Raw genomic sequence first — 25,709 nt, forward strand, 5'->3', positions numbered from 1 at the left:
CGCGAGGAGGGAGAACGATGGCTGAAGCGTTAGTGAAAAAGAAACTGATGTTAGAAGGTTTAGATTGTGCGAATTGTGCAATGAAAATTGAAAAAGGTGTTGGGAATATAGAAGGAGTAAATTCTTGCTCTGTAAACTTTGCAACAAAGACAATGATTTTAGAAACGGCACAAAATAAAGAAAACGAAGTTGTTACGGAAGCAAAACAACTCGTTACAAAATTAGAACCGCATATTAAAGTGCAAGAAGAACAAAAAAATAAAATTGCTAAAGAAGTATTTATATTAGAAGGTTTAGATTGCGCGAACTGTGCAATGAAAATTGAAAATAAAGTTAAGGAAATGCCAGCTGTCTCAGAAGCAACTGTTGATTTCGTATCGAAGAAACTACGAGTAGAAGTTGCGAATAAAAGAGAACTAGAAGCGACTGTAGCAAATATAACAAATGTCGTTCAAAAGTTAGAGCCAGACGTGAAAGTTGTTCGTGAAGAGAAGAACGGTCATGACCACGGGCATAGTCATGATCATGGTGAAGCAAATGTGAAAAAGATGGTAGGGAGATTAGTGGTCGGCGGAATTTTGACAGCAATTGCTGCATTAGCGGGCTTACCACAAATGGTAACAATTCCGTTATTCGTCCTTGCTTATTTATTAATAGGTGGAGATATCGTTTGGAGAGCGGTAAGAAACATAACTCGTGGCCAAGTATTTGATGAAAACTTCTTAATGGCAATTGCAACTGTAGGAGCTTTTGCAATTCAACAATACTCAGAAGCTGTAGCAGTAATGCTATTTTATCAAGTAGGAGAACTATTCCAAAGCATTGCGGTAAACCGCTCTCGAAAATCAATTACTTCATTAATGGATATTCGTCCTGATTATGCGAATGTAAAGGTTGGAAATGAAACGAAACAAGTATCACCAGAAGATGTACAAATTGGCGATTATATTATCGTTAAGCCAGGTGAGAAAGTGCCGTTAGACGGAAAAGTAATTGAAGGAACATCAATGGTAGATACTTCAGCATTAACAGGTGAATCTGTACCACGTGAAGTTGAAGTTGGAAATGATGTATTAAGTGGCTTTGTGAACCAAAACGGTGTGTTGACAATTGAAGTTACAAAAGAATTCGGTGAATCAACTGTATCGAAAATTTTAGATTTAGTTCAAAATGCAAGCAGTAAAAAAGCACCAACGGAAAACTTTATTACGAAGTTTGCACGTTACTACACTCCAGTTGTAGTTATTACAGCGGCAATCATGGCGTTTATTACACCACTTATTTTAGAAGGAGCTACATTCTCTGAGTGGATTTATAGAGCTTTAGTGTTCTTAGTAATCTCTTGTCCATGTGCGTTAGTTGTATCCATTCCTCTTGGATTCTTTGGAGGTATTGGTGGTGCATCTAAAAGTGGTGTGTTAGTAAAAGGTAGTAACTATTTAGAAGCTTTAAATGATGTGAAATATATTGTTTTTGACAAAACAGGAACATTAACAAAAGGTGTTTTCAAAGTTACAAAAATGGAACCGAGCGAAGGTACTACAAGTGAAGAGTTATTAGAGTATGCGGCATTTGCTGAAGTATATTCTAACCATCCAATTGCCCAATCTATTCGAAAGGCATATGGAAAATCAATTGATGAAAAAATAATCGATGATTATAACGAAATTTCTGGTCACGGTACAGTCGTAAAAGTACAAGGAAAAGAAATTTTTGCAGGTAATGCAAAATTAATGAGAAAAGAAAATATTGAATTTAAGCAACCAGAAACAGTAGGTACATTAGTTCACGTTGCTGTAGATGGAAGATATGCAGGTTATATTGTTATCTCTGATGAGGTAAAAGAGGATTCGAAACAAGCGATTCAAAAGTTAAAAGAACTAGGTATTAAAAAGACAGTAATGTTAACTGGTGATGCAAAATCAGTTGGTGAAGCTGTTGGTAAAGAATTAGGCTTAGATGAAGTTCATGCGGAATTACTACCGCAACAAAAAGTAGAAGAGATTGAAAAAATTGATGCAGCGAAGCACGGAAAAGAAAAAATTGCCTTCGTTGGTGACGGTATTAACGATACACCAGTATTAGCCCGTGCAGACGTTGGTATTGCGATGGGTGGTTTAGGGTCAGATGCAGCAATTGAAGCGGCAGACATCGTTATTATGACTGATGAGCCTTCAAAAATTGCGACAGCTGTAAAAATTGCAAAACGCACAAGAAGTATAGTGTGGCAAAATATCATCTTTGCTCTAGGTGTAAAAGGGATCGTTTTATTACTTGGTGCCTTTGGTATTGCAACAATGTGGGAAGCTGTTTTCTCAGATGTTGGTGTGACACTACTTGCAGTGTTAAATGCAATGCGTGTATTACGAGTGAAAGATTTATAAAAAAGAGGACGCGAACCGCGTCCTCTTTTTTATTGGTGATTTTGTTGAAATTGACTCAATAAAATAATATCAAATATTATTTTACTTTAAAATAGTGTAATATTAAAATTTGCAAATAAGATACATTCTTCTTATTATTTTAATATATTTTTTACAAATATCCATATAGTATTGAAAAAACAGAGAAGGGGAAACTTCTCTGTTTACTTTTGTATGTTTTTTTCAACTTGTTCTCGAACTGTTTGAATGTAATTCATTTTATGATCCCAGCACTCTTGGCTTAAATCGACAGGGTATTCTTCAGGGTTTAAAGTTCGCATATATTCTTCCCAAAATAGAGAGAGGCTCTGTTCATTATATTTTTGAATATCTAATATACTTGGTAGTTCATATGTTCTTTCACCGTTAACGAAAATGTCTTTATGCAGTTCACGGGCTTCAAAGTTTGTTACGAATTTACTTATATATGTGTGAACTGGATGGAACATTTTTAAGCGCTCTTCTTTTCCTGGTTCTTCAGAATCTAACGCAATATAATCGCCTTCTGCATGATCGTTAACCCGATTGATAATACGATAAATTCGTTTCAGTCCTGGAGTGGTAATTTTTTCAGGGTTAGATGAAATTTTAATTGTATCATTTAATTTTCCGTCAGTATCTTCAATCGCAACGAGTTTGTAAACAGCCCCCAATGCAGGTTGCTCAAAGGACGTAATTAATTTCGTTCCAACGCCCCATACGTCAATTTTTGCTCCTTGAGATTTAAGGTGCATAATTGTGTATTCATCTAAATCGCTAGAAGCGATAATTTTTGTATTTGTAAACCCTGCTTCATCTAGTAGTTTTCGTGCCTTTTTCGATAAATAAGCCATATCACCACTATCAAGACGTATGCCATAGAAATCAATACGATCCCCAAATTCTTTTGCAACACGAATCGCATTTGGAACACCAGATTTCAATGTGTCATATGTATCAACGAGAAAGACGCACTTTTTATGAGTTTCAGCGTATTTTTTAAACGCGACGTATTCATCGCGATATGCTTGAACGAAAGAGTGAGCGTGTGTGCCAGCTACAGGAATCCCAAAGCGTTTCCCAGCACGAACGTTGCTTGTAGAGGAGAAACCACCAATAAAGGCAGCACGCGTCCCCCAAAGGGCAGCATCGAACTCATGGGCACGTCTTGTGCCGAACTCTAAAAGCTCATCATTACTTGCAGCATGTTTCATACGTGCTGCTTTTGTGGCAATTAATGTTTGGTAATTCACAATATTTAAGAGGGCAGTCTCAATAATTTGTGCTTCACCAAGTGGTGCATCAACACGTAATAAAGGCTCGTTATTAAATACAACTTCACCTTCTTGCATACTGCGAATCGTCCCAGTGAATTTCATATTTTGTAAATAATGAAGGAATTCTTCTTCGAATTGTAATTCTGCTAAGTAAGCGATATCGCTTTCAGTAAAACTGAAATTTTCTATGTACTCTACAATTTTCTCAAGGCCAGCAAAAACAGCGTAGCCGTTCTCAAATGGAAGCTTTCGAAAATATAAATCAAAAACAGAACGGCGATTATGAATACCATCTTTCCAATATGTATAAGCCATGTTGATTTGATATAGGTCTGTATGTAAGGCATAACTATCGTCTTTATAATGAGTCATCGCGAGAACACCTCCATAATTTGGTTATAGTATACCAATTTTTCACCATTCGTAGCAAAGAAGAGATATTGATGTGAAGTCAAGAGAGAAAAAAATGAAATTATGCATATTTTTTAGAAAATTTATATTTATCAATTTATATTTCTCCAAATTTTATGTATTATTAGAGTAATGGGGGTAATGAGAATGGAGGAGGACAATGCAACAAACATTAGAAAAAATAGGCAAACAAGTCTTTTATAAACGGCTCCAGCAAAAAATGACACAAGAAGAATTATGTCAGGGCATTTGTTCTGTCTCATACTTAAGTAAGATCGAAAATGGAAAGATCGAAGCATCAGAAGAAATTCTACAATTGCTCTGCACAAGACTAGAAATTGCTGTGACGGATTTGAGAGATGTAGAAGAAGATGTGAAGGGGAAGCTAGATGAATGGTTAAATGCACTAGTTCATTTAGACAAGCAACAAGTAGAACGTATATATGAAGAGTTGCAAGGTGAAATGAAGCATGTGTTGGATTTTGAAATTATAAATTATTATAAACTGCTGTATACACGTTATTTAATTATGAAAAGGGATTTTCCTGCTGTCGAAAAAGAGTTAGAGAGCTTAAAGAAGATGTACAAAAAGTATTCACCATTCCAAAAATTATTATATACGTATAGCAAAGGGTTATATTATTTTTTACAACATAGATATAAGAAGGCATTGGAGTATTTGACTCGAACAGAAGTAATGGCAAAGGAACAAGGTTATCATGAGAATGGAATATATTTCAATTTGGCTCTTGTTTATAATGAATTAGAAGTTGAACATATGACTTTACATTTTGCTAATGTAGCAATGGAAGGATTTAAGAATGAATATAAATTCCGTTATGTGATAAATTGCCAGTTACTTATTGCGTTGAGTTATATACAAAAAAAGCAATATAATGAAGCACTATCTATTTATAATAATATTTTGAGGGAAGCAAATTCTTTTGCTGATAAAGAAAGTATAACAGCTATTGCTTTAAATAATTTAGGCTTCTTGTACTATAACTTAAAAGATTATGCAAAAGCAAAAGATTATTATTTACAATGCCTAAAGTACAAAAAGGAAGAGGATTTAAATTATATTGATGCAGTGTATGAGATCGCTTTGCAGTGTATTGAATTAAAAGAATTTGAAGAAGCGAAAGATTGGATTAATAAAGGAATAGATGTTGCCAAGAGGGATGAAAAGTATAAAAGTATGTTATATATACTTTCAATGCTTAAGAATAAATACTTTGAAACGAAAGATGTTTATAAAAGATTTTTAGAAGTTGAGGCAATCCCATTTTTTAGAGGCGAAGAAAATAAAAAGGAATTAAAAATGGTGTATTTAGAACTAGCAGGATATCACGAGGAATTACTAGAATTTAAGGAAAGTAATAACTACTATAAATTAGCAATTAATTTATTAGAAGAAAAGGGAGGAAAATAATATGAAAAAAATAATTATTGGTGCTTTGGCTTTGGTAGCTGTATTAGTGGTATTGGAACCGCAATATGCTTGGACATCGGATATTTATGGTCAAGGCGAAAAAGTAGTAGAATTAATAAATTCTTAACAGAAAACCCTTTCCAACCGGAAAGGGTTTTTTCAATATTTGTTCCTCAAAATTCTACAAAACTTGAGAAAATAATTATTTGAATTTTTAGTATATTAATAGTGGAAACATAATGCTAATATAAAACTACTCTTTTTCAAAAAAAATTTTTATTAGGGGGAAGGTTCATGAAAAAGAAAAGTTTAGCGTTAGTGTTAGCGACAGGAATGGCAGTTACAACATTTGGAGGGACAGGCTCTGCATTTGCGGATTCTAAAAATGTACTCTCTACGAAGAAGTACAATGAGACAGTACAGTCACCTGAGTTTATTTCTGGTGATCTAACTGGAGCGACTGGTAAGAAAGCGGAATCTGTTGTGTTTGATTACTTAAATGCAGCAAAAGGTGATTACAAGCTAGGGGAAAAGAGTGCGCAAGATTCTTTCAAAGTGAAACAAGTGAAGAAAGATGCTGTAACTGATTCAACAGTAGTACGTATGCAACAAGTTTACGAAGGAGTACCTGTATGGGGTTCTACTCAAGTAGCTCACGTAAGTAAAGACGGTTCTTTAAAAGTATTGTCTGGAACAGTTGCACCTGATTTAGACAAGAAGGAAAAGTTGAAAAATAAAAATAAGATTGAAGGCGCAAAAGCGATTGAAATCGCGCAACAAGATTTAGGGGTAACACCGAAATATGAGGTAGAACCAAAAGCGGACTTATATGTATATCAAAATGGTGAAGAAACAACATATGCATACGTTGTAAATCTAAACTTCTTAGATCCAAGTCCAGGAAACTACTACTATTTCATTGAAGCAGACAGCGGTAAAGTATTAAATAAATATAATAAATTGGATCATGTAACAAATGAAGATAAATCACCAGTTAAGCAAGAGGCTCCTAAACAGGATGCGAAAGCAGTAGTAAAACCTGTAACAGGAACAAATAAAGTAGGAACTGGTAAAGGTGTATTAGGAGATACGAAATCACTTAATACAACGTTATCTGGTTCATCTTACTACTTACAAGATAATACGCGCGGGGCAACAATTTTCACATATGATGCGAAAAATCGTACTACATTACCAGGAACTTTATGGGTAGATGCAGATAATGTTTTCAATGCAGCGTATGATGCAGCAGCAGTAGATGCTCATTACTATGCAGGTAGAACATATGATTATTATAAAGCTACATTTAACAGAAACTCTATTAATGATGCAGGAGCTCCGTTAAAATCGACAGTTCATTACGGAAGTAAGTATAATAATGCATTCTGGAATGGCTCACAAATGGTATACGGAGATGGTGATGGTGTAACATTCACTTCATTATCTGGTGGAATTGATGTAATTGGTCACGAATTAACGCATGCTGTTACTGAAAATAGCTCGGACTTAATTTATCAAAATGAATCAGGAGCGCTAAATGAAGCAATTTCTGATATTTTTGGTACTTTAGTAGAATTCTATGATAACCGTAACCCGGATTGGGAGATTGGTGAAGATATTTATACGCCTGGTAAAGCAGGAGATGCGCTTCGCTCTATGAGTGATCCAGCGAAATACGGTGATCCAGACCATTATTCTAAGCGTTACACTGGTACTAGTGATAACGGTGGGGTTCATACAAACAGTGGTATCATTAACAAACAAGCTTATTTATTAGCAAATGGTGGTACGCATTCGGGTGTAACTGTAACGGGCATTGGTAAAGATAAGTTAGGTGCAATTTATTACCGTGCAAACACACAATATTTCACGCAATCTACTACATTTAGCCAAGCTCGTGCTGGTGCAGTACAAGCTGCAGCTGATTTATATGGTGCGACTTCTGCGGAAGTAGCAGCAGTTAAGCAATCATTTAGTGCTGTTGGTATTAACTAAGAATTTAAAGGATAGCTATTAATAAAATACCTCAAAAATAAAGAAGGAGCCTATGCTCCTTCTTTATTTTTTTCTCCATTTTTTCCACAAATAATATAATCCGATACAACCTGCAATTGTCACAATCCACTTTGCTTCATTTGTTCCGTTCATGACATGATAGGCAGAATATACTTCGATTAACAATGCCGGTATTTTCCCTATTGTGCTGGCAATACTGAAGGAGAGTAATGACATCTTACCTAGAGCCGCAAATAAAGTCACAATACTTGATGGGATGAAAGGTATCAAGCGAAACGATAGAACGAGTAGAAAGGCCTCTCTACCTTCTACATAAAGAAGACGCTCTACCTTTGGGTATTTATTTACTTTATCGTGAGTGAACTTTTGAAGGCCCATGCGGTAAATATAAAACGAGATAATAGCCCCTAATGCTTCGCCTGCGATCGAAATAACAGTACCATTTGTTACGCCAAAGAGCTGTATATTAATGGCGGTTAAAAAAATACTAGGGATAAAACCTAAAAGACTAATGATGATGTTAATTAAGATACTAAGTGGAATTGCGATTGAATAGTATTCTGTTAAGAAATTTTGAATCGTTTCAGCCATTGTTTAAAATCCTTTATCTTTTTTTGCATTACACCACATTTCGTTTGTATAGGCAAGGGGAAATTTACATAATGTAGAAAAACGTTGATAAGAAGGGTGTTTTATACCTTATATGGGTATTGGGTATGTAAAAATAGGGGTATTTTAAAATATTTTTAAAAATACTATAAAAACCTTTGTATAAAAGAGTTTTATAGTTATGTTATCGGTGATTTTATCTGGGAAATAACCGAAAAATATAGGGGGTATATATTATAAAAGGCGAAAAATAGAGGGTTGATGAAATTGCTGGAGTAAATATGGAAAAATAGATAAAAAAATGAAAACTGATAGATTTTTTCGTTGTGAAATTGACTTTTAGTGAAGTTGCGATAATAATCATGGAAGAGGTGATATGATGAAACGAATAAGTAGTCTTTTCTTCAGTAGTTTATTGGCATTAATGCTGATCTTAAGCGGATGTGCAGGAAAAGAACAAAAAACAGAGAAACAGACAGGGAATCAAGCTACATCAGTAGAAAAAATTAGTGATAATATTTTAGATGAAATGGAAGGACCACCTAAAAATGGTCATACGATTGAAAGACATGTAGGCAAGTCAGAAGAGGATTTGAAGAATCGCTTGAAGACAGATAAAGTGTCAGCCGCAAGTACATACTATGATAAAGAAACAGCGACGAAAGCTGTAAAAGATAGCTTGAAGCAACATGACAAGGAAATTCAAGATTGGTTAAAAAATTCTAAAGAGGCTCGTCTCGTATTAAATACAACTCATTCATTTCCTGTTGGAAAAACGGTAATAAAGAAAAATATGAGTGTAAAAGACAAGTTAGTAAAAACTGTTACTGTTTTAGCAAGAGATAAGTCAGGAGAATTAGGGTTTAAGATTATTACTTCTTATCCATCTGATAAATAAGAAGGGGGAGTACATTATGTATACGACATTACAATACTTTCTTAAATCGTACTGTACGTTAAGTATTCATGAGGATGAAATAGTAAGCGTGATGGAAGAGTTTATTGAACAAGAAGACGAAGAAATTGTTTTGAAATTACGTGATGAATTAATAAATATGAAGAAAAAGAACGCGTGGGAAGAGGCGTGTGTATTAGCTGCAAAGCAAGGAAATCGTATGTGGTCTTTAGAAGAAACGAAAGACCATCTTGAAACTTTTTTACTATTACTGCAAAAGAAAAAGGCTTGATTTAATCACGCCTTTTTCTTTATGCTATTCGGTTGATAGTATCTATTCTTTTGGAGCGCTTTTATATACGCTTTTTGAAATTTGTCCATTTGATATTACTTCCCCGTTTTGTGTTACTTTTTTATACGTAACCGCGGTGATTTTATCACTAGTTCTACTAATTACTTGAGAAGAAACTTCAACATTTTTACCAGTATTTGTACCGAAAATGCGTGTAGTAATACTACCTCCATTTGAAAATGCTTGAATATAAATATGATTGCCTGTATTATTTTTAAATTTTAAATCTGGACCATAATCTGCTACTGCTGCATCTTGCCCAAGTGGTAAATAATTTACTGGCATAGAATGATTGCTTCGAGAAACAATGCCTAAATCTGCCCTTAAAGCTGCACTGTATAATGTACTACTGACTTGGCAAACTCCTCCGCCTGCACTTTGTATTACTTTACCTTGTGAATATACTGCTGCAGATTTATAACCATGTGCAGCATCAGTTACGCCAACGCGACCGTTAAAACTAAATGTTTCATCAGGTGCGACAATAACCCCACTTAAAGTATTAGCTGACTTATTTACGTTAAATGATTGATTTCCGTTACGGCCAGCCATTGGAGTAGAATATTCAGCAATGACTTCTTTAATACCCATTTTCTGTATGTCTTCTGTAGAACGTTCTGGTTTTATGAATGTAACTGGTAATGTAACATCTGATTTACCAGTAGTAATAGCTTCATTTGTTAAACCGCTTAGTTTCCCTTTATCAATTTTTTCTCCGTTTTGGCTTTGACTAATATTTACTGTTGAGCCTTCAATACTTAATTCTGCGTTAACAGGATTTTTTAATGTTTCATTATATTTATCTTTTATAAAGGTTTCATAAGCTGTTGCATTTAATTGTGGTGTTAATTTATAGTCACGTTTTAATTCACCGTTTTCAGCTTGCTTACGCATTTTATAACGATTCATTACGTTTCCTTCTTGTTCTTTGAAGATTTTGTCAATAATATCTTTCTCTTTATAATTTATCCCTAAATCTTTCCATGTGTAAGTTTGTTTATCATTTTGGAATATGTAGGTAAGGGATTTTTGATCTAACTCAGTTACCTTTTGATTAATAATTGCTTGAATATCCTTCTTATTTTTTCCGTCGAGAGAAATACCTTCAAATGTAGTATTTGGTAATGCAGTAGTATCTAATTGATTATTTAATTTGGATACATATTGATATCCCCAAACACCGCCTACACAAAGTAATATGCCCCCAGCAATTGCAGAACCAATCAGTATTTTACTTAGCTTCATTTATTTCCCCCCAGAAATTTATGTATAAATATATGTATTACATTTTTTGTATAAAAATGATGAAAATAACATTATGTACGTACTAGTATACTATTATTTTCACTGTGTGTGTAATGTTTTCATAAAAAATGTTACACCGCTGTAATAATTGTCACTTCTTGTCACAATGTGTATGAAAAATATGTTGAAAAATATAATAAAAAGGCTGTCTAGAAAGATCTAGCAGCCTTTTTATTATAATTTTTTATGTTCATTTTTATTCGTAACACCGAGATGTTTTTGAAGGGTAGTTGAAATAGTATCGACGCTTTTTTCATTTGGAACGTAATAATAAATACCACCTATATATTTATCTGTACCCTCTACTTGCATTGTTTCCATTTTTAAATTTGAATCCATTGAATTTTTTGTAATTGTCATCATATCATCAAAAGTTAAATTAGTTTTTAAATCTTTATCGACAGCGTCTAGTAGGCCACCGATTTTATTAATGGAATTAAGAGATAGTGCCTTTTCAGCAATGGCCTCTAATACAAGCTGTTGACGTTGACCACGCATATAATCACTATCGATATGACGAGTTCTAGCTAGTGCCAGTGCCTCTTCTCCATTTAAATGTTGACGTCCTTTTTTTAGATGAATGGCATCTGCTTCATCTTTACTATTTTGCTCTGTGAACTCAACTGGAACGTCTACAGTAATACCACCAAGAGAATCAACAATTTTAATAAAGGATTTAAAATTGAATTTTACATAGTAGTCAACTGGAACATCTAAAAAGTTCTCTACCGTATCAATTGTGCTGTCTACACCACCGAATACGTGCGCATGTGTGATTTTATCGTATTTATCACGTGATTTAATGTAGACGCGTGAGTCACGTGGAATGCTTACAAGTTTAACGGATTTATCGTTTTTATTAATTGTTGCAAGTAATAACGCATCTGTTCGAGTTGCTTTTCCATAACCTTTTTCCCTAATATCACTTTCATCAACACCCATAATTAGTACGGAAATATTGTCGGTCATAGGTTTAACAGCTTTTTCACGTTTACTGGACTTATCTCCTCGACCTAGTTCAGCATAAGCGTTATTTAAGACGGACTTTGCTTTACTGTATATATGGAAGGAGTAGCCTCCTGCTCCAAGTGCTACAATTAGTAATGGAATAAGAAGGAACCAAAGTAGGCGTTTTTTCTTTGAGCGTCCTTTTTTGGCTCGCGTATTGTTGTTCGTGTCGGATTTCATCATTTTTTCTCCTTTAAAACTATCAAAGTGTATACATTTAGAAGTGTATTCAAACACATAAAAAATATTTTACGCTAAATAAAAGCGATTGTACATGTATAAAAAATAGATGTCTTGATTATTTATAAGACACCTATTCGTTATTGTATACAAAAGATAGGGATAAGAAAATGATAAAATTTTACCTAATTACAACATAATGCTTACGATAATTGCAGATAAAATACTAACGAGAGTAGCTCCATATAGTAATTTAAGGCCAAACCTCGCAACAACGTTTCCTTGTTCTTCGTTTAGTCCTTTTACCGCACCTGAAATAATACCAATGGAAGAAAAATTGGCAAAAGATACAAGGAAAACAGAAATAATACCAACTGTACGGGGAGAAAGGCTATTAGAAATTTTACTAAGGTCCATCATTGCGACAAATTCATTCGTTACAAGCTTCGTTGCCATAATGCTGCCAGCCGCGACAATTTCAGAACTGGGTACACCGATAAGAAATGCGATAGGTGCAAATACATAGCCGATTAATTGTTGGAACGTAATACCGAATATAATGAGGAACAGGTCATTAATACAACTAATTAATGCGACGAATCCGATGAGCATAGCGCCGACAACAATGGCTACACGAAAACCATCAAGAATGTATTCTCCAAGCATTTCAAAAAAGCTTTGTTTTTCACCTTTGATTTCTAAAATATCTTCGTCATCTTTAACGTCGTAAGGGTTAATGATGAGTATGATAATAAAACCGCTAAATAAATTGAGAACGAGTGCAGTTACTACATATTTAGGTTCAATCATTGTCATATAGGCACCTACGATAGACATAGATACGGTTGACATAGCAGAGGCACAAAGTGTATAAAGACGGTGTTTTGGAATTTGAGCTAATTGTTTTTTCACTGTAATAAAAACTTCTGATTGGCCGACAATGGCAGAGGCGATAGCGTTGTAAGATTCTAATTTACCAAGACCATTTATTTTACTAAGAAAGTACCCGATCCAACGAATAAAAAATGGTAATATTTTGAAATGTTGTAATATACCAATTAAAACAGAAATAAAGACGATTGGTAATAATACAGTAAGGAAAAATGGCATTTCACCTTTATTTGCAAGACCACCAAATACGAAATTTATTCCATCAGCAGCATACTCGAGTAGCTTGGTAAACAAACTGGAAATGATTCTAATAAGTATGAGGCCGATTTCTGTATTTAATAGTAAATAGGTTAAAATTAACTGTATAATAAGCATGATAAAAATTGGTTTAAATTTAATATGCTTCTTATTATTGCTAGCAATATAAGCGAGCAAGAAAACAACAATTAGTCCGACGAAAAAAGTAATGAATTTCATGGTAAGCCCCCTAAAAGAGATATTCTGCTATATATGTTTTTCATTTCAAGGGAGAATATGCATCTTTGGTAAAGAAAGGAATAGAGAGAGCATGAATATATGTAGAGTGCATCACGTTGCAATTATTTGTTCGAATTATGAGACGTCAAAGGATTTTTATACTAGGATATTAGGGTTTAAAGAGATAAATGAAGTATATAGAAAGGAACGAGATTCTTATAAATTAGATTTATGTGTAGGAGAAGAGTATCAAATCGAATTATTTTCATTTCCAAATCCGCCTGAGCGCAAAAGTTTTCCAGAAGCAGCCGGTCTTAGACATTTAGCATTTGCTGTTACAAATATAGAAGAAGCTGTGAAGCATTTAAACCAATGTGGTGTTGAGACGGAACCGATCCGTATTGATGAAATAACGGGGAAGAAATTCGTCTTTTTCCAAGACCCTGATGCTTTACCTTTAGAATTGTATGAGGTTTGAAAATTGGTGGATTTTATATAGAGTTGCTGTCCAATAATTGAAGAAACTAAAGTGAAACTTCTTTTTAAAAGGAGGTGTAACTTTAGCTAAGAAAGCTAAAGAGCATATGTGGATATTTTAAAATTATTGATGGTAGTCATTCTTATTGGGTTAACAGCATTTTTTGTGGCTGTTGAATTTGCAATTATTAAGGTACGTAGCAGTCGTATTGATCAACTCGTTAGTGAAAAAAGAAGAGGTGCACTGGCAGCAAAAAAGGTAACTTCAAATTTAGATGAATATTTATCGGCCTGTCAGCTAGGCATTACAATTACTGCTTTAGGGCTCGGGTGGTTAGGGGAACCAACCATTAAACATTTACTCGAGCCGTTGTTTTTAAAATTAAAATTCTCACCTGCAATTTCCAGTACAGTTTCATTTATTATTGCCTTTGCAGTAATTACATTTTTACATGTTGTCATTGGGGAGCTTGCTCCAAAGACATTTGCTATACAAAAAGCAGAACAAGTTAGCTTATTGTTATCGAAACCACTTATTTATTTTTACCGAGTTATGTATCCGTTTATTTGGGCTTTGAATGGTTCAGCGAGGGTTGTAACTGGTTTATTCGGATTACATCCAGCTTCTGAACATGAAGTAGCTCATTCAGAAGAAGAATTAAGGTTAATCTTATCTGAGAGCTATGAGAGCGGAGAGATTAACCAAAGGGAATTTAAATATGTAAATAATATTTTTGAATTTGATAATAGAGTAGCAAAAGAAATTATGGTACCTCGTACGGAAGTTGTAGGCTTATATGAGGACGAACCATTTGAAACACATATTAAAGTAATCGCGCAAGAAAAGTACACGAGATATCCTGTATTTGGTGAAGATAAAGATGAAATTATTGGGATGGTTAATGTAAAAGATTTATTTATTCGTTATATGGATGGTAATCGGGATGAGGAGTGCTCAATTATGCCATATACAAGGCCAGTTATTGAAGTGCTAGAAAATATTCCAATTCATGATTTACTATTACAAATGCAAAGAAAACACATTCCATTAGCTGTATTGTATGATGAATATGGTGGTACAGCTGGGATTGTTACACTAGAAGATATTTTAGAAGAAATTGTTGGAGAAATTCGAGATGAATACGATGAAGATGAGAATCCCCCTATAGAGCATATAAGTGAAGGTTATAAAATCGTAGAGGGAAAAGTGCTTATTAGTGAAGTAAATGATTTGCTTGGCATACATTTAATTGCTGATGATGTAGATACAATTGGTGGCTGGATTATGGTACAAAAACAAATCGTTGCTGAAGGAGATATTATTGAGAAACACGGTTTTTATTTTAAAGTCCTTGAAAAGGATATGCATCAAATTAAACGAGTGGAAATAAGGAAAGTAGAAGAATGATTTTCTATAAACTTTAATAAAAAGGATATACAGAAAAATAAATGTTTGCGCTTTCAAAAAAGGTGCTATATAGTGAAGGTGGATACTGAAAAATTCTTCTGAATGATACTCGTGTTTTTAGAGGGCGGATTTTTGGGATAAGGATTTAGAATGAAAAAGTATAGGTGATAAAAATGATAGCAACGAAGGATATACGTATAGAAAAAGATTTTTTAGGTGAAAAAGAAGTACCAAGTGCAGCTTATTATGGTGTACAAACATTACGTGCCGTAGAAAACTTCCCAATTACAGGATATCGCATTCATCCATCACTCATTACAGCAATGGCAATTGTGAAAAAAGCGGCGGCGCTTGCGAATATAGATACTGGTTACTTAGCTAAAGACATTGGACATGAAATTGCAGAAGCAGCGCAAGAAATTGTTGATGGAAAGTTTCATGATCAATTTATCGTGGATCCTATTCAAGGCGGAGCCGGAACTTCTATTAATATGAATACAAATGAAGTAATTGCGAATAGAGCGTTAGAACGTATGGGATATGAAAAAGGGGCGTATGCGAAAATTAGCCCAAACACTCATGTGAACATGGCCCAATCAACGAACGATGCGTTTCCAACAGGGATTCATATTGCAACTCTTATGATGTTAGAAAAGCTTCTTATTACAATGGAAGAACTTCATTCTGCTTTTCGTAAAAAAGCAAAAGAGTTTGATCACGTTATTAAAATGGGACGCACACATTTACAAGATGCAGTTCCAATTCGCCTTGGACAAGAATTTGAAGCGTATAGCCGAGTGCTTGCGCGTGATATAAAAAGAATTAAACAGTCTCGTCAGCATTTATATGAAGTGAATATGGGGGCGACAGCTGTTGGTACAGGATTGAATGCAAATCCTATGTATATTGAACAAGTGGTAAAACATTTAAGAACGTTTAGTGGATTCCCACTTGTTGGTGCAGAGCATTTAGTTGATGCAACGCAAAATACAGATGCATACACAGAAGTATCTGCAGCACTTAAAGTATGTATGATGAACATGTCTAAAATTGCAAACGATCTTCGTATTATGGCGTCTGGACCACGTGTTGGGTTAGCTGAAATTCAATTGCCAGCACGTCAGCCAGGTTCATCGATTATGCCAGGTAAAGTAAATCCAGTTATGGCAGAAGTGATTAACCAAGTCGCATTCCAAGTAATCGGAAACGATCATACAATTTGCTTAGCATCAGAAGCAGGACAATTAGAGTTAAACGTAATGGAGCCTGTGCTTGTATTTAATTTAATTCAATCTATTAGTATTATGAATAATGGATTCCGTGTATTCCGTGAATATTGTATTGAAGGAATTACGGCAAATGAAGAATTGCTGAAGCAATATGTTGAGAAAAGTGTTGGAATTATTACAGCAGTTAATCCTCATATTGGTTATGAAGTAGCATCTCGTATTGCACGTGAAGCAATTGAAACAGGGAAATCTGTTAGGGAGTTATGTTTAGAACATGGTGTACTGACAGAAGAGGAATTGGATATTATTTTAGATCCATTCGAAATGACTCACCCTGAAATTGCTGGAGCTTCTTTATTAAAAAATAAAAAAATGTAATGTGAAAAACACCGATCCACTTGGATCGGTGTTTTATTTTTAAAAGATATTAAATACAGCGTTTAATTGAAGTAAGCTAATAACAGCTAAGAAGATTAAACTGTATTTCATTGCTGTTTTAAATAGAGCAGATTCTTTACCAACTAGTCCAACTGCGGCACAAGCAACTGCTACAGATTGTGGTGAAACCATTTTTGCCATTGTACCACCTACTACGTTTAAGGCAACGAGTGTAGAAGGAACGATGTTTAACTGGTCTGCTGTTACTGCTTGAAGTGGTGCGAATAAAGAACCACTTGAAACTACTGAACCTGTAATGAATACGCCAATCCATCCTAAGATTGGAGAAAGAACTGGGAATGCATTACCAGTAGAAGAGAATGCAAGTCCAAGTGTAGATGACATACCAGAGTAGTTTTCTACGTAAGCTAAAGCGATAACGCTACAAATTGTATATACTGGAGCTTTTAATTCTTTCATTGTTTCAATCATTAATTCTTTAACCATTTTACCTTTTACGCGGTAAACGATAAGTGAAACGATAATTGCTAGTACAATCGCAGTAGTTGTAGAAGAGAATACATCAAATTTGAAAACAGCTGCGAAAGGTGTATCAGCTTTTGTAATTGGTGTAGTTTTCATAACAGCATTATGAAGACCAGGGAACTGAATGTTAAATACTAAGTTTGCTAACGCACCATCTGGAGCAAATAAAGCTTTAATCGGTTTTAAGTTAAAGATTGTTACAAATGCAGTTAAGAATACGAATGGAGACCAAGCGTATAAAATTTGATTGAATGTATGTGATACTTTAGTTTCTTGTTTTTCTTCTTTAGTAGAAGATTTTGGTTGCCAAACACGTAAGAATAATGCAAGAGCAATCATACTTACAACTGCTGCGAAAATATTAGTAAGTTCTGCACCTAAGAAGTAAGTCACAGCGAATTGAGTAATAGCGAAAGAAACACCACTTACAAGAATACCTTGCCAAGTTTCTTTAATACCTTTAATTCCATCGACCATTGAAACAAGTAAGAAAGGTAAAATAATACTAATGAAAGGTAAAATAAGAACAGTTTGACGACCAATAGTTAATGCGTCAAGTTGAGTTAATTGTGCTGGCACTGTAACTGGAATACCCATAGCACCCATAGCACCACCAGCAATATTAGCTACTAAACAAATACCTGCTGCTTTTAATGGATTAAAGCCCATACCTACAAGTAGTGCGGCTGTAATAGCAACTGGAACCCCTAGACCAGCTGCACCTTCTAAGAAAGCACCGAAAGAATAAGCGATTAATAATACTTGTAAACGTTGATCATTTGTAATGCTTGAAATACTATCGCGAATAATATTGAATTGCTCTGTTTTAACAGTTAATTTGTAAAGGAAAATTGCGGCGATAACGATAGTACAAATTGGATAAAATCCAGATAAAACACCGAATCCAGCAGATGCTACAGCTACTGTTGCTGGCATTTTATAAACAAATATTGCAAGGATAATAGCGACAATCACACTATAAAGACCAGCCATGTAACTTTTCATTTTGAATCCCATTAAACAAATGATGAAACAAAAGATTGGAAGTGCTGCGATTAGTGCAGATAACCAAATATTGTTTAATGGGTCATAAATTTGTGTCCAAGTACTCATAATAATGACAACTCCTATCTATTATATGTGAAGAAATTCACATTATTTGTGAAACTATTCACAATCAACTTACATGCTTAGTATATTCTCCTTCAACACTATTGTCAACGTAAAAAAGTATAATTATTCCATAATAGTGTTAAAAGAAAAGCTTTGTTCATAAAGTAGACAAAAAACACACTCAAATGAATTTAAGTGTGCTGTATAAACTATTTGCATATTATTTTGCTTATTCAGCTGGCATGTTTCCTATAAGTGTATATTAGATGCCATCTTTTATATCGAGTATAAAGTTTGATATATGAACTGATCTGTCCTATTTGATCTAGTGTGAGGGAGGATTGGTGAGTGGATTTAAATAGGAAGTTTTGCACAACAGTCCAACCGCTTGCAATACGAATAAAAAATTAGAAACAAATTTTTAATATCACATCATCTCTTTTTACTGAAAATTCCTTTTAGCGTAACAAAGAGGTTAATTATAGTTCAACTACATTACGATAGGTTATCAATTATAGACGGTATTTTACAATACCGTTACTGTGCGTTTCAATGAGGTGAAAATATAACAAAAAGCTTGATAAAACAACGTTTGCAAGCAAAGTATTCGTAGGCCATTATTTTGCTTTTTCGTTATATCATATAGTATAATATTCAAAATCAGCAAGGATTTTTTCCTGAATTTTTGCTGATAAAGATGGAAAAATTTTTCGGCTTTATAGGTTGATAAAGTTATGTCGTAACAGGAAATATAAGAACAGATATATAAATAAATAAAAAGAACATAAAAACGCAAATAAAAACGAAAATGAGGGGAACTTTATGAGCCAAAATCAATTCGAATGTCGTATTTCAGAAGAAGATGTACAAATGTTAAGAGCGTTAGCTCACCCACTTCGTCTACGTCTAGTAATGGAACTTATGCAAAGAGGAACATGTAATGTAACACAACTACAGGAAGTATTAGAAATTCCGCAATCAACGGTTTCACAACATTTAACGAAGTTAAAGCAAAATAAAGTAGTGCGCTTTGAAAGACGAGGATTAGAAGTGTATTATCAAATCCATAATGATAAAGTAAGTGCGGTAGTAAAAACATTATTTTCTTAAAATTTGAATATTATGGAAAAAGACGTATGGAATATACGTCTTTTTTTATTTGTCAGAAAGGTAGCGAGAGAGTAAATATTAGCATGTGAGGAAGAAATGACTATCAATCAACATGCTGCCTTACGGAATATATTGTAAAAGGAAAAGAAAAAATAGAAAGGAGTGTAGTAAGCAAAAGGAGGGATAGTAGTATGGATGTGAAACGTGTGAAACAAATTTTATCTTCTTCAAGTAGAATTGACGTTACATATGAGGGCGTACCAGTATGGATTGAGAGCTGTGATGAGCAGAAGGGGAGTGCTCAAGTGTATGATGTATCTAATCCTGGTGAGAGCGTTCATGTGGACGTGACAGCTTTAGAGGAGAAATAATAAAAAAGACGCCTCTCAATTGAGAAGCGTCTTTTTGTTATTCCATCATATGTGCAATTTTCTTAGAGAACATAAGAAGTACTAATCCCAGTACAATTACGATAATACCGATACTTGCGAATACTTCTAAATATCCTAAAGATTGAGTGAAAGCAGCTAATTGTCCTGCTAATAAGTTTGCGCAGCCAGTACCAGCTAACCATACACCCATTAATAATGATGCTAATTTAACAGGAGCGATTGCACTTACCATAGATAATCCGATAGGTGATAAGAATAACTCACCGATTGTATGGAACATGTAAGTGAATACAATGAATAGTAAGTTTGCCTTTATTGTAATATTACTTTCATCGCTACCAGTTTTTAATACAGCTAAAGTTAGAACTAGATATCCAATTCCTAGTAAAATCATACCTAATGCCATTTTTGTTGGGATTTTCAAATCACCATTTTTTGTTTTCGAAAGTTTAATCCATAATGCAGAAACTGGTAATGCTAATAAGATAATGAATAGTGGGTTTACAGATTGGAACCAAGGTGTTGGAATTGTAAATCCACCGATTGTACGATCTACGAACTTATCTGTGTAAAGTGTTAAAGAACTACCAGCTTGTTCAAATCCTGCCCAGAAGAATACTACGAAACAAGTTAAAATTAAAATTGCAGCAGTGCGTTTTTTCTCTTGTGTTGTTAAAGGTTTTTTCTCAATTACTTTTGCATTTTTTTCTTTAGATTTTTTCCCTACAACAGTTGTTCCGATAGATCCTAAGTAACGAGGTGCTAATAAGTTAAAGGCAATCTGACCAATGATCATACCGATACAAGCTGTTAAGAATCCATATTTATAATCTGCGAAATAACCGCAAATGAATGGAGCAACAAAAGCCCCTAAGTTAATTCCCATGTAGAAGATAGTGAAGGCACTATCACGACGAGAATCGTTTTCGCTATATAATTGACCTAATAAAGTCGAAATATTTGGTTTGAAGAATCCATTACCAATAACTAATAATCCTAATCCTAAAAATAGTCCGGTTTTTGTGTTCATTGAAAATAGTACAAAGTTACCAAGTGCCATGATGATACCACCAATAGTAATGGCATGTCGCTTCGTAATGAAATGGTCAGTTAACCAACCACCGATAATCGGTGTGAAGTATACTAACATTGTGAAAATACCGTAAATTTGAACTGCAACTGCTTTATCAAATCCTAAACCGCCGCTTACTAAGCTCGTTGTTAAATAAAGAACTAATAAGCCACGCATTCCGTAATAACTAAATCTTTCCCATGCTTCTGTAAAGAACAACAAGTATAACCCTGGTGGATGTTTTTTTGGTGATTGTTGCTCTCCAGCTTTGTCTAATTTTAAAGCTGCATCCATTTTTGTTTCCCCCTAATCCTGTATAACGGATATTTATGTAATCATTTTAATTTACAAAATATTTAGAAGTCAATAGAATTATATGGAAATAGAAAGAAAATTTCTAAAAAGTTCTATTTTTCTTCAACCGTTACTGTATTTTGCCCTGAAAACGAGATGATAAGCGCTTTCAAATGTAATAATTGAATTCTAAAAGAAAATAAAATAGTGATTAATCAGAAAATTTAGATTAAAATATTTATTCTGATATAGAGAAAATATATTCTATTTACTTTTATAATATAACATATTGGGAATAAAAATACAAAATGAAATAATGTGACACTTCAGTGAAATAGAAAATAGCCAGCACCATAGGAGGGTGCTGACTAGAGGTGTATTATTTAACAAAGCGCTTTTCGATGTCATCTAGTAATAGGTTAGCAGCAATTACACCGCCAGCTGTATTCCAAATAACATCGTCGACTTTGTATGCTTTACCATTCTTTACGGCATTTAAATTTTTAAATAGAGGATCGTTTATATATTCTTTTTCTAGTTCAGATCCTTTTTTCTCATTTCCTTTATCGAATGTGAAGTAGAATAATACGTCACCATCCATAGCAGAAATACGCTCTTTAGATACGTTACGCTCTGCAAAATCATCTTTGTTTTGATCTCCAGGACGTTTAAATCCAAGTTCTTTTAAAATAACACCAGAGAATGTATCGCCATGATAAATACGAACATCACCAGGCATGAAACGAACCATAGAGATTTCTTGATTTACTTTATCGCCAAGTTTGCCTTTTAAATCTTTCATACGTGATTCGTAATCAGCTACAACTTTTTGACCTTCTTTTTCTTTATTTAATGCTTTTGCATAAAATTTGAAGTTATCTTTCCATTCACCACGTAATGTTTCTGAGAACACAGTAGGTGCAATTGCTTTTAATTGTTCGTACACTTTTTCGTGGCGCATTTTGTTACCGATAATTAAGTCTGGTTTTAAAGAAGCGATTGTTTCAACGTTAACTTGTCCTTCATCACCAACAACTTTTACATCTTTCATTTTATCCTTAATATGTGGATACCATGGGTCACCAGTCCAAGACTTTACAGCACCAACTGGTTTCACACCTAATTCAAGTAAAGCTTCAGTTCCTTCATTTGTTAAGATAACTACACGTTTTGGATTAGCAGGAACTTCTGTTTTACCCATTGCATGTTCTACAGTAACCACTTCTTTTTTATTATCTTCTTTTGTAGATTCTTCTTTGTTATTTGATTTTCCACAAGCGCTTAAAAGCATTGAAAATGCTAGTAAAAATACAAATACTGTAAACGATTTCTTCCGCATGAAATTCATTATGTACCCCCTACATGTTGAGAATATTTTTCAATAGCAAGCATGATATTAAGCCTTTATCTTTTGATTGTCAATACATATGGTTGAAAATAATTCTCATTTCCGTTGACAATAAGAATTAAGTTGAAATACACTTACAACGTATCATTATACATTGAAGGGGAAACGCTGCATGTTATTAAAAACAAATCAAGCAAAATGGATTGGATTATTCGTTGGAATCATTGCAGTCGTTATTTGTATTTGGGGAAGTATTATTTTCGGATATACAAATACGAGCTGGAAATTAGCGCTAGATGCTTTTTTCCATTTTAATGGTTCTAATGAACATATTATTATTCAAAATGTGCGCCTTCCAAGGGCACTTATAGCAGCAAGTGTTGGTGCTAGTTTAGCCATCGCGGGTTGTCTTATGCAAACTTTAACTAAGAATCCACTTGCTTCTCCAGATTTTATTGGATTAAATTCAGGTGCTGCGTTCTTCATAGTTGTAGCAATTGTAATCTTTTCAGTAACATCATTATCAGCTTTCACATGGATTGCCTTTTTAGGAGCTGCGGTTGCAGCTGTACTTGTATTTGCTTCTAGTTCTTTAGGAAAAGAAGGGACTACTCCTCTTAAGTTAACGTTAGCAGGGGTCGCAATTAGTGCGTTATTTTCATCATTAACACAAGGATTACTTGTGTTAAATGAAAAAGCACTTGAAGAGGTATTATTTTGGCTTGCTGGATCTGTGCAAGGGAGAAAGTTAGAAATTTTACAATCTGTATTCCCATATTTATTAATAGGATGGATTGCATCTCTTATGATGGCAGGGAAAGTAAATACATTGATGATGGGAGAAGACGTCGCGAAAGGACTTGGACAACGAACAATTTTAATGAAATCATTCGTGTTACTTATTATTGTACTGTTGTCTGGTGGTTCAGTTGCGGTTGCTGGTCCAATTGGATTTATTGGAATTATTACTCCGCATTTTGCTAGATTTCTTGTTGGAGTTGACCACAGATGGAGAGTGCCTTATAGCGGATTGTTAGGTGCAATACTACTAATATTGGCTGATATAGCAGCAAGATATGTCATTATGCCACAAGAAGTACCAGTAGGAGTTATGACAGCATTTATTGGAGCTCCATTCTTTATTTATATTGCACGTAAGAGAGGGCTTAGCAAATGAAGAAATATATTCCGTTTCGTATAGGAAAAGGCGAGCTCTCGTTTTTAATGTATAAACGAGCTTGTCTCGTCTTGTTAAGTTTACTAGTTGTTTTAATAGGATTATTCTTTGCGAGCGCAGGTATGGGAGACATGAAAATTGCTCCTTATGACGTATGGCAAGCAATTACCGGAAATGGCGATGCAATGTCAAATATGGTTGTAAATAAGTTTCGTATGCCACGTATTTTAATTGCTATCCTCGTAGGAATTGCGCTTGCGGTAGCGGGCTGTATTTTACAAGGGCTCGTTCGAAATCCACTTGCTTCTCCTGATATCATCGGGATTACGGGCGGGGCAAGTGTCGCAGTTGTATTATTTTTAGCGCTATTTAGTGATAAAAATAATGCACTAACGGTAAGTATTCATTATATGCCGCTCGCAGCTTTTGCAGGAGCAACGATTGTAGCGGTTTTTGTATACTTATTTGCATGGAAAAATGATGGATTATCACCAATTAGTCTCGTTTTAATTGGTGTTGGATTTTGGGCATTAACGAAGGCGGCGACAACATTATTTATGTTGCTAGCACCAATTTATCAAGCGAGCCAAGCGAATGTATGGATTACGGGTACCGTTTACGGCTCTTCTTGGCAAAATGTTATGGTACTTGCGCCTTGGGTTCTCATTTTAACAGTAATATCATTTATCGCAGCTAGGCATTTAAATGCACAAGAGCTAGGGGATGATATAGCGGTAGGACTTGGGGTTCCTTTAACGAAGTCGCGTGTATTTATGTTATTACTTAGTACAGCTTTAATTGGTGGTGCGGTAGCCTTTGCCGGAGGGATTGGATTTGTCGGTTTAATGGCACCTCATATTTCACGAAGATTAGTTGGTTCTTTATACGGTGCATTACTCCCAGTTGCAGCTATTGTCGGTGCAATTCTAGTACTTGCTGCAGATTTAATAGGGCGTACAATTTTCACACCACTTGAAATTCCAGCAGGGGTATTTACATCAGCAATTGGTGCACCTTATTTTATTTATTTACTTTATAAAAGTCGGAATTCATAAAGGGAGATGAATATGCAAAAAGCATTGGAGACGAAACGCTTGACGTTGTCTTATGGTGAAACAATTATTATTGATGAGTTGAATTTAGAAATTCCAAAAGGTGAAATTACAATCTTTATCGGTTCCAACGGTTGCGGGAAATCAACTTTATTACGTTCACTAGCTAGATTATTAAAGCCAACAACTGGTGACATTTTGTTAGATAATCAAGCTATTCAAAGTATGCAAACGAAGCAAATTGCTCGTCAAATGGCAATTTTACCGCAAGGACCGCAAGCACCAGAAGGGCTTACAGTATTGCAACTTGTAAAACAAGGACGCTATCCATATCAAACATGGCTGAAACAGTGGTCAGAAAAAGATGAGGAAATGGTACAGAAGGCACTTGCAGCAACAGGTATGACAGAATTTGCTGAGCGTGATGTGCATGCTCTTTCAGGTGGGCAGCGTCAACGTGCTTGGATCGCAATGACACTTGCACAAGATACAGATATCATTTTACTGGATGAGCCAACTACATACTTAGATATGACTCACCAAATTGAAGTGCTAGATTTATTATTCGAATTAAATGAAACAGAACAAAGAACAATTGTTATGGTATTACATGATTTGAATTTAGCATGCCGTTATGCAGATAACATTGTAGCAATTCAAGATAAACAAATATATGCACAAGGTAAACCTGAAGAAGTGGTAGATGAGAAACTAGTACGTGATGTATTCCGAATGGAGTGTCAAATTAGTACGGATCCGTTGTTTGGAACACCGCTTTGTATCCCGCACGGAAGAGGAAGACGTGTAGTTAAAGAAGTTGCTCAGGCAATGAGATAAAAAACGATGAGTGATTCATCG

Annotated in this window: 22 protein-coding genes; 14 read left to right on the forward strand and 8 right to left on the reverse strand. The window is 34.6% G+C overall.

What is annotated here, in order from left to right; genetic code table 11:
• The first annotated feature begins 17 nt into the window (after positions 1 to 17).
• Positions 18 to 2,384: a heavy metal translocating P-type ATPase gene (locus MHH55_RS24385; protein ID WP_078186561.1), complete on the forward strand. Its 2,367-nt coding sequence runs from the start codon at positions 18 to 20 to the stop codon at positions 2,382 to 2,384.
• A gap of 203 nt (positions 2,385 to 2,587) precedes the next feature.
• Here MHH55_RS24385 and MHH55_RS24390 read toward each other — a convergent pair whose 3' ends face one another.
• Positions 2,588 to 4,051, reverse strand: a complete 1,464-nt coding sequence (locus MHH55_RS24390; RefSeq protein ID WP_000150184.1) for a nicotinate phosphoribosyltransferase — start codon at positions 4,049 to 4,051, stop codon at positions 2,588 to 2,590.
• A 199-nt stretch (positions 4,052 to 4,250) separates the two neighbouring features.
• Here MHH55_RS24390 and MHH55_RS24395 point away from each other — a divergent pair, with 199 nt between their 5' ends.
• The 3 genes from MHH55_RS24395 (at position 4,251) to MHH55_RS24405 (ending at position 7,517) form a co-directional block, all read left to right on the forward strand.
• The gene (locus MHH55_RS24395) at positions 4,251 to 5,522 is read left to right on the forward strand and encodes a helix-turn-helix domain-containing protein (protein WP_001187959.1); all 1,272 of its coding nucleotides are present in this window, start codon (positions 4,251 to 4,253) and stop codon (positions 5,520 to 5,522) included.
• Between the two features lies 1 nt (position 5,523).
• Positions 5,524 to 5,649, forward strand: a complete 126-nt coding sequence (locus tag MHH55_RS24400) for an NprX family peptide pheromone (RefSeq protein ID WP_000720172.1) — start codon at positions 5,524 to 5,526, stop codon at positions 5,647 to 5,649.
• A gap of 167 nt (positions 5,650 to 5,816) precedes the next feature.
• Complete coding sequence (locus tag MHH55_RS24405) at positions 5,817 to 7,517, forward strand: M4 family metallopeptidase (RefSeq protein ID WP_000730383.1); 1,701 nt, start codon at positions 5,817 to 5,819, stop codon at positions 7,515 to 7,517.
• 63 nt (positions 7,518 to 7,580) lie between these two features.
• Here the strand turns inward: MHH55_RS24405 and MHH55_RS24410 are convergent, their stop codons facing one another.
• A complete protein-coding gene (locus MHH55_RS24410) occupies positions 7,581 to 8,129 on the reverse strand; it encodes a TVP38/TMEM64 family protein (RefSeq protein ID WP_000852222.1) in 549 nt (182 codons plus the stop codon).
• A 397-nt stretch (positions 8,130 to 8,526) separates the two neighbouring features.
• Here MHH55_RS24410 and MHH55_RS24415 point away from each other — a divergent pair, with 397 nt between their 5' ends.
• Together MHH55_RS24415 and MHH55_RS24420 are read left to right on the forward strand one after the other, a co-directional pair.
• The gene (locus MHH55_RS24415; RefSeq protein WP_000822694.1) at positions 8,527 to 9,045 is read left to right on the forward strand and encodes an RNase A-like domain-containing lipoprotein; all 519 of its coding nucleotides are present in this window, start codon (positions 8,527 to 8,529) and stop codon (positions 9,043 to 9,045) included.
• Between the two features lie 16 nt (positions 9,046 to 9,061).
• On the forward strand, positions 9,062 to 9,334 hold the full coding sequence (locus MHH55_RS24420; protein WP_000288803.1) for a hypothetical protein: 273 nt from the start codon (positions 9,062 to 9,064) through the stop codon (positions 9,332 to 9,334).
• Positions 9,335 to 9,376: 42 nt separating this feature from the next.
• On the opposite strand, the gene MHH55_RS24425 is transcribed toward MHH55_RS24420, so the two are convergent.
• The 3 genes from MHH55_RS24425 to MHH55_RS24435 all read right to left on the reverse strand — a co-directional run bounded on the left by MHH55_RS24425 (position 9,377) and on the right by MHH55_RS24435 (position 13,255).
• A complete protein-coding gene (locus MHH55_RS24425) occupies positions 9,377 to 10,639 on the reverse strand; it encodes a VanW family protein (protein WP_074553794.1) in 1,263 nt (420 codons plus the stop codon).
• A gap of 234 nt (positions 10,640 to 10,873) precedes the next feature.
• The gene (locus MHH55_RS24430) at positions 10,874 to 11,890 is read right to left on the reverse strand and encodes an LCP family glycopolymer transferase (RefSeq protein WP_139362434.1); all 1,017 of its coding nucleotides are present in this window, start codon (positions 11,888 to 11,890) and stop codon (positions 10,874 to 10,876) included.
• Between the two features lie 186 nt (positions 11,891 to 12,076).
• Complete coding sequence (locus MHH55_RS24435; RefSeq protein WP_000668866.1) at positions 12,077 to 13,255, reverse strand: NupC/NupG family nucleoside CNT transporter; 1,179 nt, start codon at positions 13,253 to 13,255, stop codon at positions 12,077 to 12,079.
• 91 nt (positions 13,256 to 13,346) lie between these two features.
• Between MHH55_RS24435 and gloA2 the strand changes: the two genes are divergently transcribed.
• The 3 genes from gloA2 to aspA all read left to right on the forward strand — a co-directional run bounded on the left by gloA2 (position 13,347) and on the right by aspA (position 16,747).
• Positions 13,347 to 13,733, forward strand: a complete 387-nt coding sequence (gloA2, locus tag MHH55_RS24440; protein ID WP_001017674.1) for an SMU1112c/YaeR family gloxylase I-like metalloprotein — start codon at positions 13,347 to 13,349, stop codon at positions 13,731 to 13,733.
• A 108-nt stretch (positions 13,734 to 13,841) separates the two neighbouring features.
• The gene (locus MHH55_RS24445; RefSeq protein ID WP_000353313.1) at positions 13,842 to 15,140 is read left to right on the forward strand and encodes a hemolysin family protein; all 1,299 of its coding nucleotides are present in this window, start codon (positions 13,842 to 13,844) and stop codon (positions 15,138 to 15,140) included.
• Positions 15,141 to 15,313: 173 nt separating this feature from the next.
• The gene (aspA, locus tag MHH55_RS24450; RefSeq protein ID WP_000562128.1) at positions 15,314 to 16,747 is read left to right on the forward strand and encodes an aspartate ammonia-lyase; all 1,434 of its coding nucleotides are present in this window, start codon (positions 15,314 to 15,316) and stop codon (positions 16,745 to 16,747) included.
• A 39-nt stretch (positions 16,748 to 16,786) separates the two neighbouring features.
• Here the strand turns inward: aspA and MHH55_RS24455 are convergent, their stop codons facing one another.
• Positions 16,787 to 18,406, reverse strand: coding sequence for an L-lactate permease (locus MHH55_RS24455; protein ID WP_000109096.1), 1,620 nt, complete (start codon positions 18,404 to 18,406; stop codon positions 16,787 to 16,789).
• A gap of 822 nt (positions 18,407 to 19,228) precedes the next feature.
• On the opposite strand from MHH55_RS24455, the gene MHH55_RS24460 reads away from it, so the two are divergent.
• Both MHH55_RS24460 and MHH55_RS24465 read left to right on the forward strand, forming a co-directional pair.
• Positions 19,229 to 19,516: an ArsR/SmtB family transcription factor gene (locus MHH55_RS24460; RefSeq protein ID WP_000081428.1), complete on the forward strand. Its 288-nt coding sequence runs from the start codon at positions 19,229 to 19,231 to the stop codon at positions 19,514 to 19,516.
• A 191-nt stretch (positions 19,517 to 19,707) separates the two neighbouring features.
• Positions 19,708 to 19,887 (forward strand): acid-soluble spore protein H, encoded by a 180-nt coding sequence (locus MHH55_RS24465; protein WP_000382679.1) that lies wholly within the window; start codon positions 19,708 to 19,710, stop codon positions 19,885 to 19,887.
• A 37-nt stretch (positions 19,888 to 19,924) separates the two neighbouring features.
• On the opposite strand, the gene MHH55_RS24470 is transcribed toward MHH55_RS24465, so the two are convergent.
• On the reverse strand, positions 19,925 to 21,274 hold the full coding sequence (locus MHH55_RS24470) for a peptide MFS transporter (protein WP_000338317.1): 1,350 nt from the start codon (positions 21,272 to 21,274) through the stop codon (positions 19,925 to 19,927).
• Positions 21,275 to 21,653: 379 nt separating this feature from the next.
• Positions 21,654 to 22,622 (reverse strand): ABC transporter substrate-binding protein, encoded by a 969-nt coding sequence (locus MHH55_RS24475; RefSeq protein ID WP_001010276.1) that lies wholly within the window; start codon positions 22,620 to 22,622, stop codon positions 21,654 to 21,656.
• 172 nt (positions 22,623 to 22,794) lie between these two features.
• On the opposite strand from MHH55_RS24475, the gene MHH55_RS24480 reads away from it, so the two are divergent.
• The 3 genes from MHH55_RS24480 to MHH55_RS24490 are packed head-to-tail and all read left to right on the forward strand — an operon-like array spanning position 22,795 to position 25,688.
• On the forward strand, positions 22,795 to 23,799 hold the full coding sequence (locus MHH55_RS24480; RefSeq protein WP_000925211.1) for a FecCD family ABC transporter permease: 1,005 nt from the start codon (positions 22,795 to 22,797) through the stop codon (positions 23,797 to 23,799).
• Complete coding sequence (locus MHH55_RS24485; RefSeq protein ID WP_000760057.1) at positions 23,796 to 24,854, forward strand: FecCD family ABC transporter permease; 1,059 nt, start codon at positions 23,796 to 23,798, stop codon at positions 24,852 to 24,854. Before MHH55_RS24480 ends, MHH55_RS24485 begins: the two co-directional genes overlap by 4 nt.
• A gap of 12 nt (positions 24,855 to 24,866) precedes the next feature.
• On the forward strand, positions 24,867 to 25,688 hold the full coding sequence (locus MHH55_RS24490) for an ABC transporter ATP-binding protein (protein ID WP_001167962.1): 822 nt from the start codon (positions 24,867 to 24,869) through the stop codon (positions 25,686 to 25,688).
• The last annotated feature ends 21 nt before the right edge of the window (positions 25,689 to 25,709 follow it).

Source organism: Bacillus sp. FSL K6-2944 (assembly GCF_038005385.1).
Classification (GTDB): domain Bacteria; phylum Bacillota; class Bacilli; order Bacillales; family Bacillaceae_G; genus Bacillus_A; species Bacillus_A cereus.

Coding starts and splice junctions, on each gene's coding strand:
- MHH55_RS24410 (WP_000852222.1), bottom strand. CDS start 8,129: ATGGCTGAAACGATTCAAAATTTCTTAACAGAATACTATTCAATCGCA.
- MHH55_RS24485 (WP_000760057.1), top strand. CDS start 23,796: ATGAAGAAATATATTCCGTTTCGTATAGGAAAAGGCGAGCTCTCGTTT.
- MHH55_RS24390 (WP_000150184.1), bottom strand. CDS start 4,051: ATGACTCATTATAAAGACGATAGTTATGCCTTACATACAGACCTATAT.
- MHH55_RS24400 (WP_000720172.1), top strand. CDS start 5,524: ATGAAAAAAATAATTATTGGTGCTTTGGCTTTGGTAGCTGTATTAGTG.
- MHH55_RS24460 (WP_000081428.1), top strand. CDS start 19,229: ATGAGCCAAAATCAATTCGAATGTCGTATTTCAGAAGAAGATGTACAA.
- MHH55_RS24385 (WP_078186561.1), top strand. CDS start 18: ATGGCTGAAGCGTTAGTGAAAAAGAAACTGATGTTAGAAGGTTTAGAT.
- MHH55_RS24470 (WP_000338317.1), bottom strand. CDS start 21,274: ATGGATGCAGCTTTAAAATTAGACAAAGCTGGAGAGCAACAATCACCA.
- MHH55_RS24465 (WP_000382679.1), top strand. CDS start 19,708: ATGGATGTGAAACGTGTGAAACAAATTTTATCTTCTTCAAGTAGAATT.
- MHH55_RS24425 (WP_074553794.1), bottom strand. CDS start 10,639: ATGAAGCTAAGTAAAATACTGATTGGTTCTGCAATTGCTGGGGGCATA.
- MHH55_RS24430 (WP_139362434.1), bottom strand. CDS start 11,890: ATGATGAAATCCGACACGAACAACAATACGCGAGCCAAAAAAGGACGC.
- MHH55_RS24405 (WP_000730383.1), top strand. CDS start 5,817: ATGAAAAAGAAAAGTTTAGCGTTAGTGTTAGCGACAGGAATGGCAGTT.
- MHH55_RS24455 (WP_000109096.1), bottom strand. CDS start 18,406: ATGAGTACTTGGACACAAATTTATGACCCATTAAACAATATTTGGTTA.
- MHH55_RS24415 (WP_000822694.1), top strand. CDS start 8,527: ATGAAACGAATAAGTAGTCTTTTCTTCAGTAGTTTATTGGCATTAATG.
- MHH55_RS24420 (WP_000288803.1), top strand. CDS start 9,062: ATGTATACGACATTACAATACTTTCTTAAATCGTACTGTACGTTAAGT.
- MHH55_RS24475 (WP_001010276.1), bottom strand. CDS start 22,622: ATGAATTTCATGCGGAAGAAATCGTTTACAGTATTTGTATTTTTACTA.
- gloA2 (WP_001017674.1), top strand. CDS start 13,347: ATGAATATATGTAGAGTGCATCACGTTGCAATTATTTGTTCGAATTAT.
- MHH55_RS24395 (WP_001187959.1), top strand. CDS start 4,251: ATGCAACAAACATTAGAAAAAATAGGCAAACAAGTCTTTTATAAACGG.
- aspA (WP_000562128.1), top strand. CDS start 15,314: ATGATAGCAACGAAGGATATACGTATAGAAAAAGATTTTTTAGGTGAA.
- MHH55_RS24490 (WP_001167962.1), top strand. CDS start 24,867: ATGCAAAAAGCATTGGAGACGAAACGCTTGACGTTGTCTTATGGTGAA.
- MHH55_RS24480 (WP_000925211.1), top strand. CDS start 22,795: ATGTTATTAAAAACAAATCAAGCAAAATGGATTGGATTATTCGTTGGA.
- MHH55_RS24435 (WP_000668866.1), bottom strand. CDS start 13,255: ATGAAATTCATTACTTTTTTCGTCGGACTAATTGTTGTTTTCTTGCTC.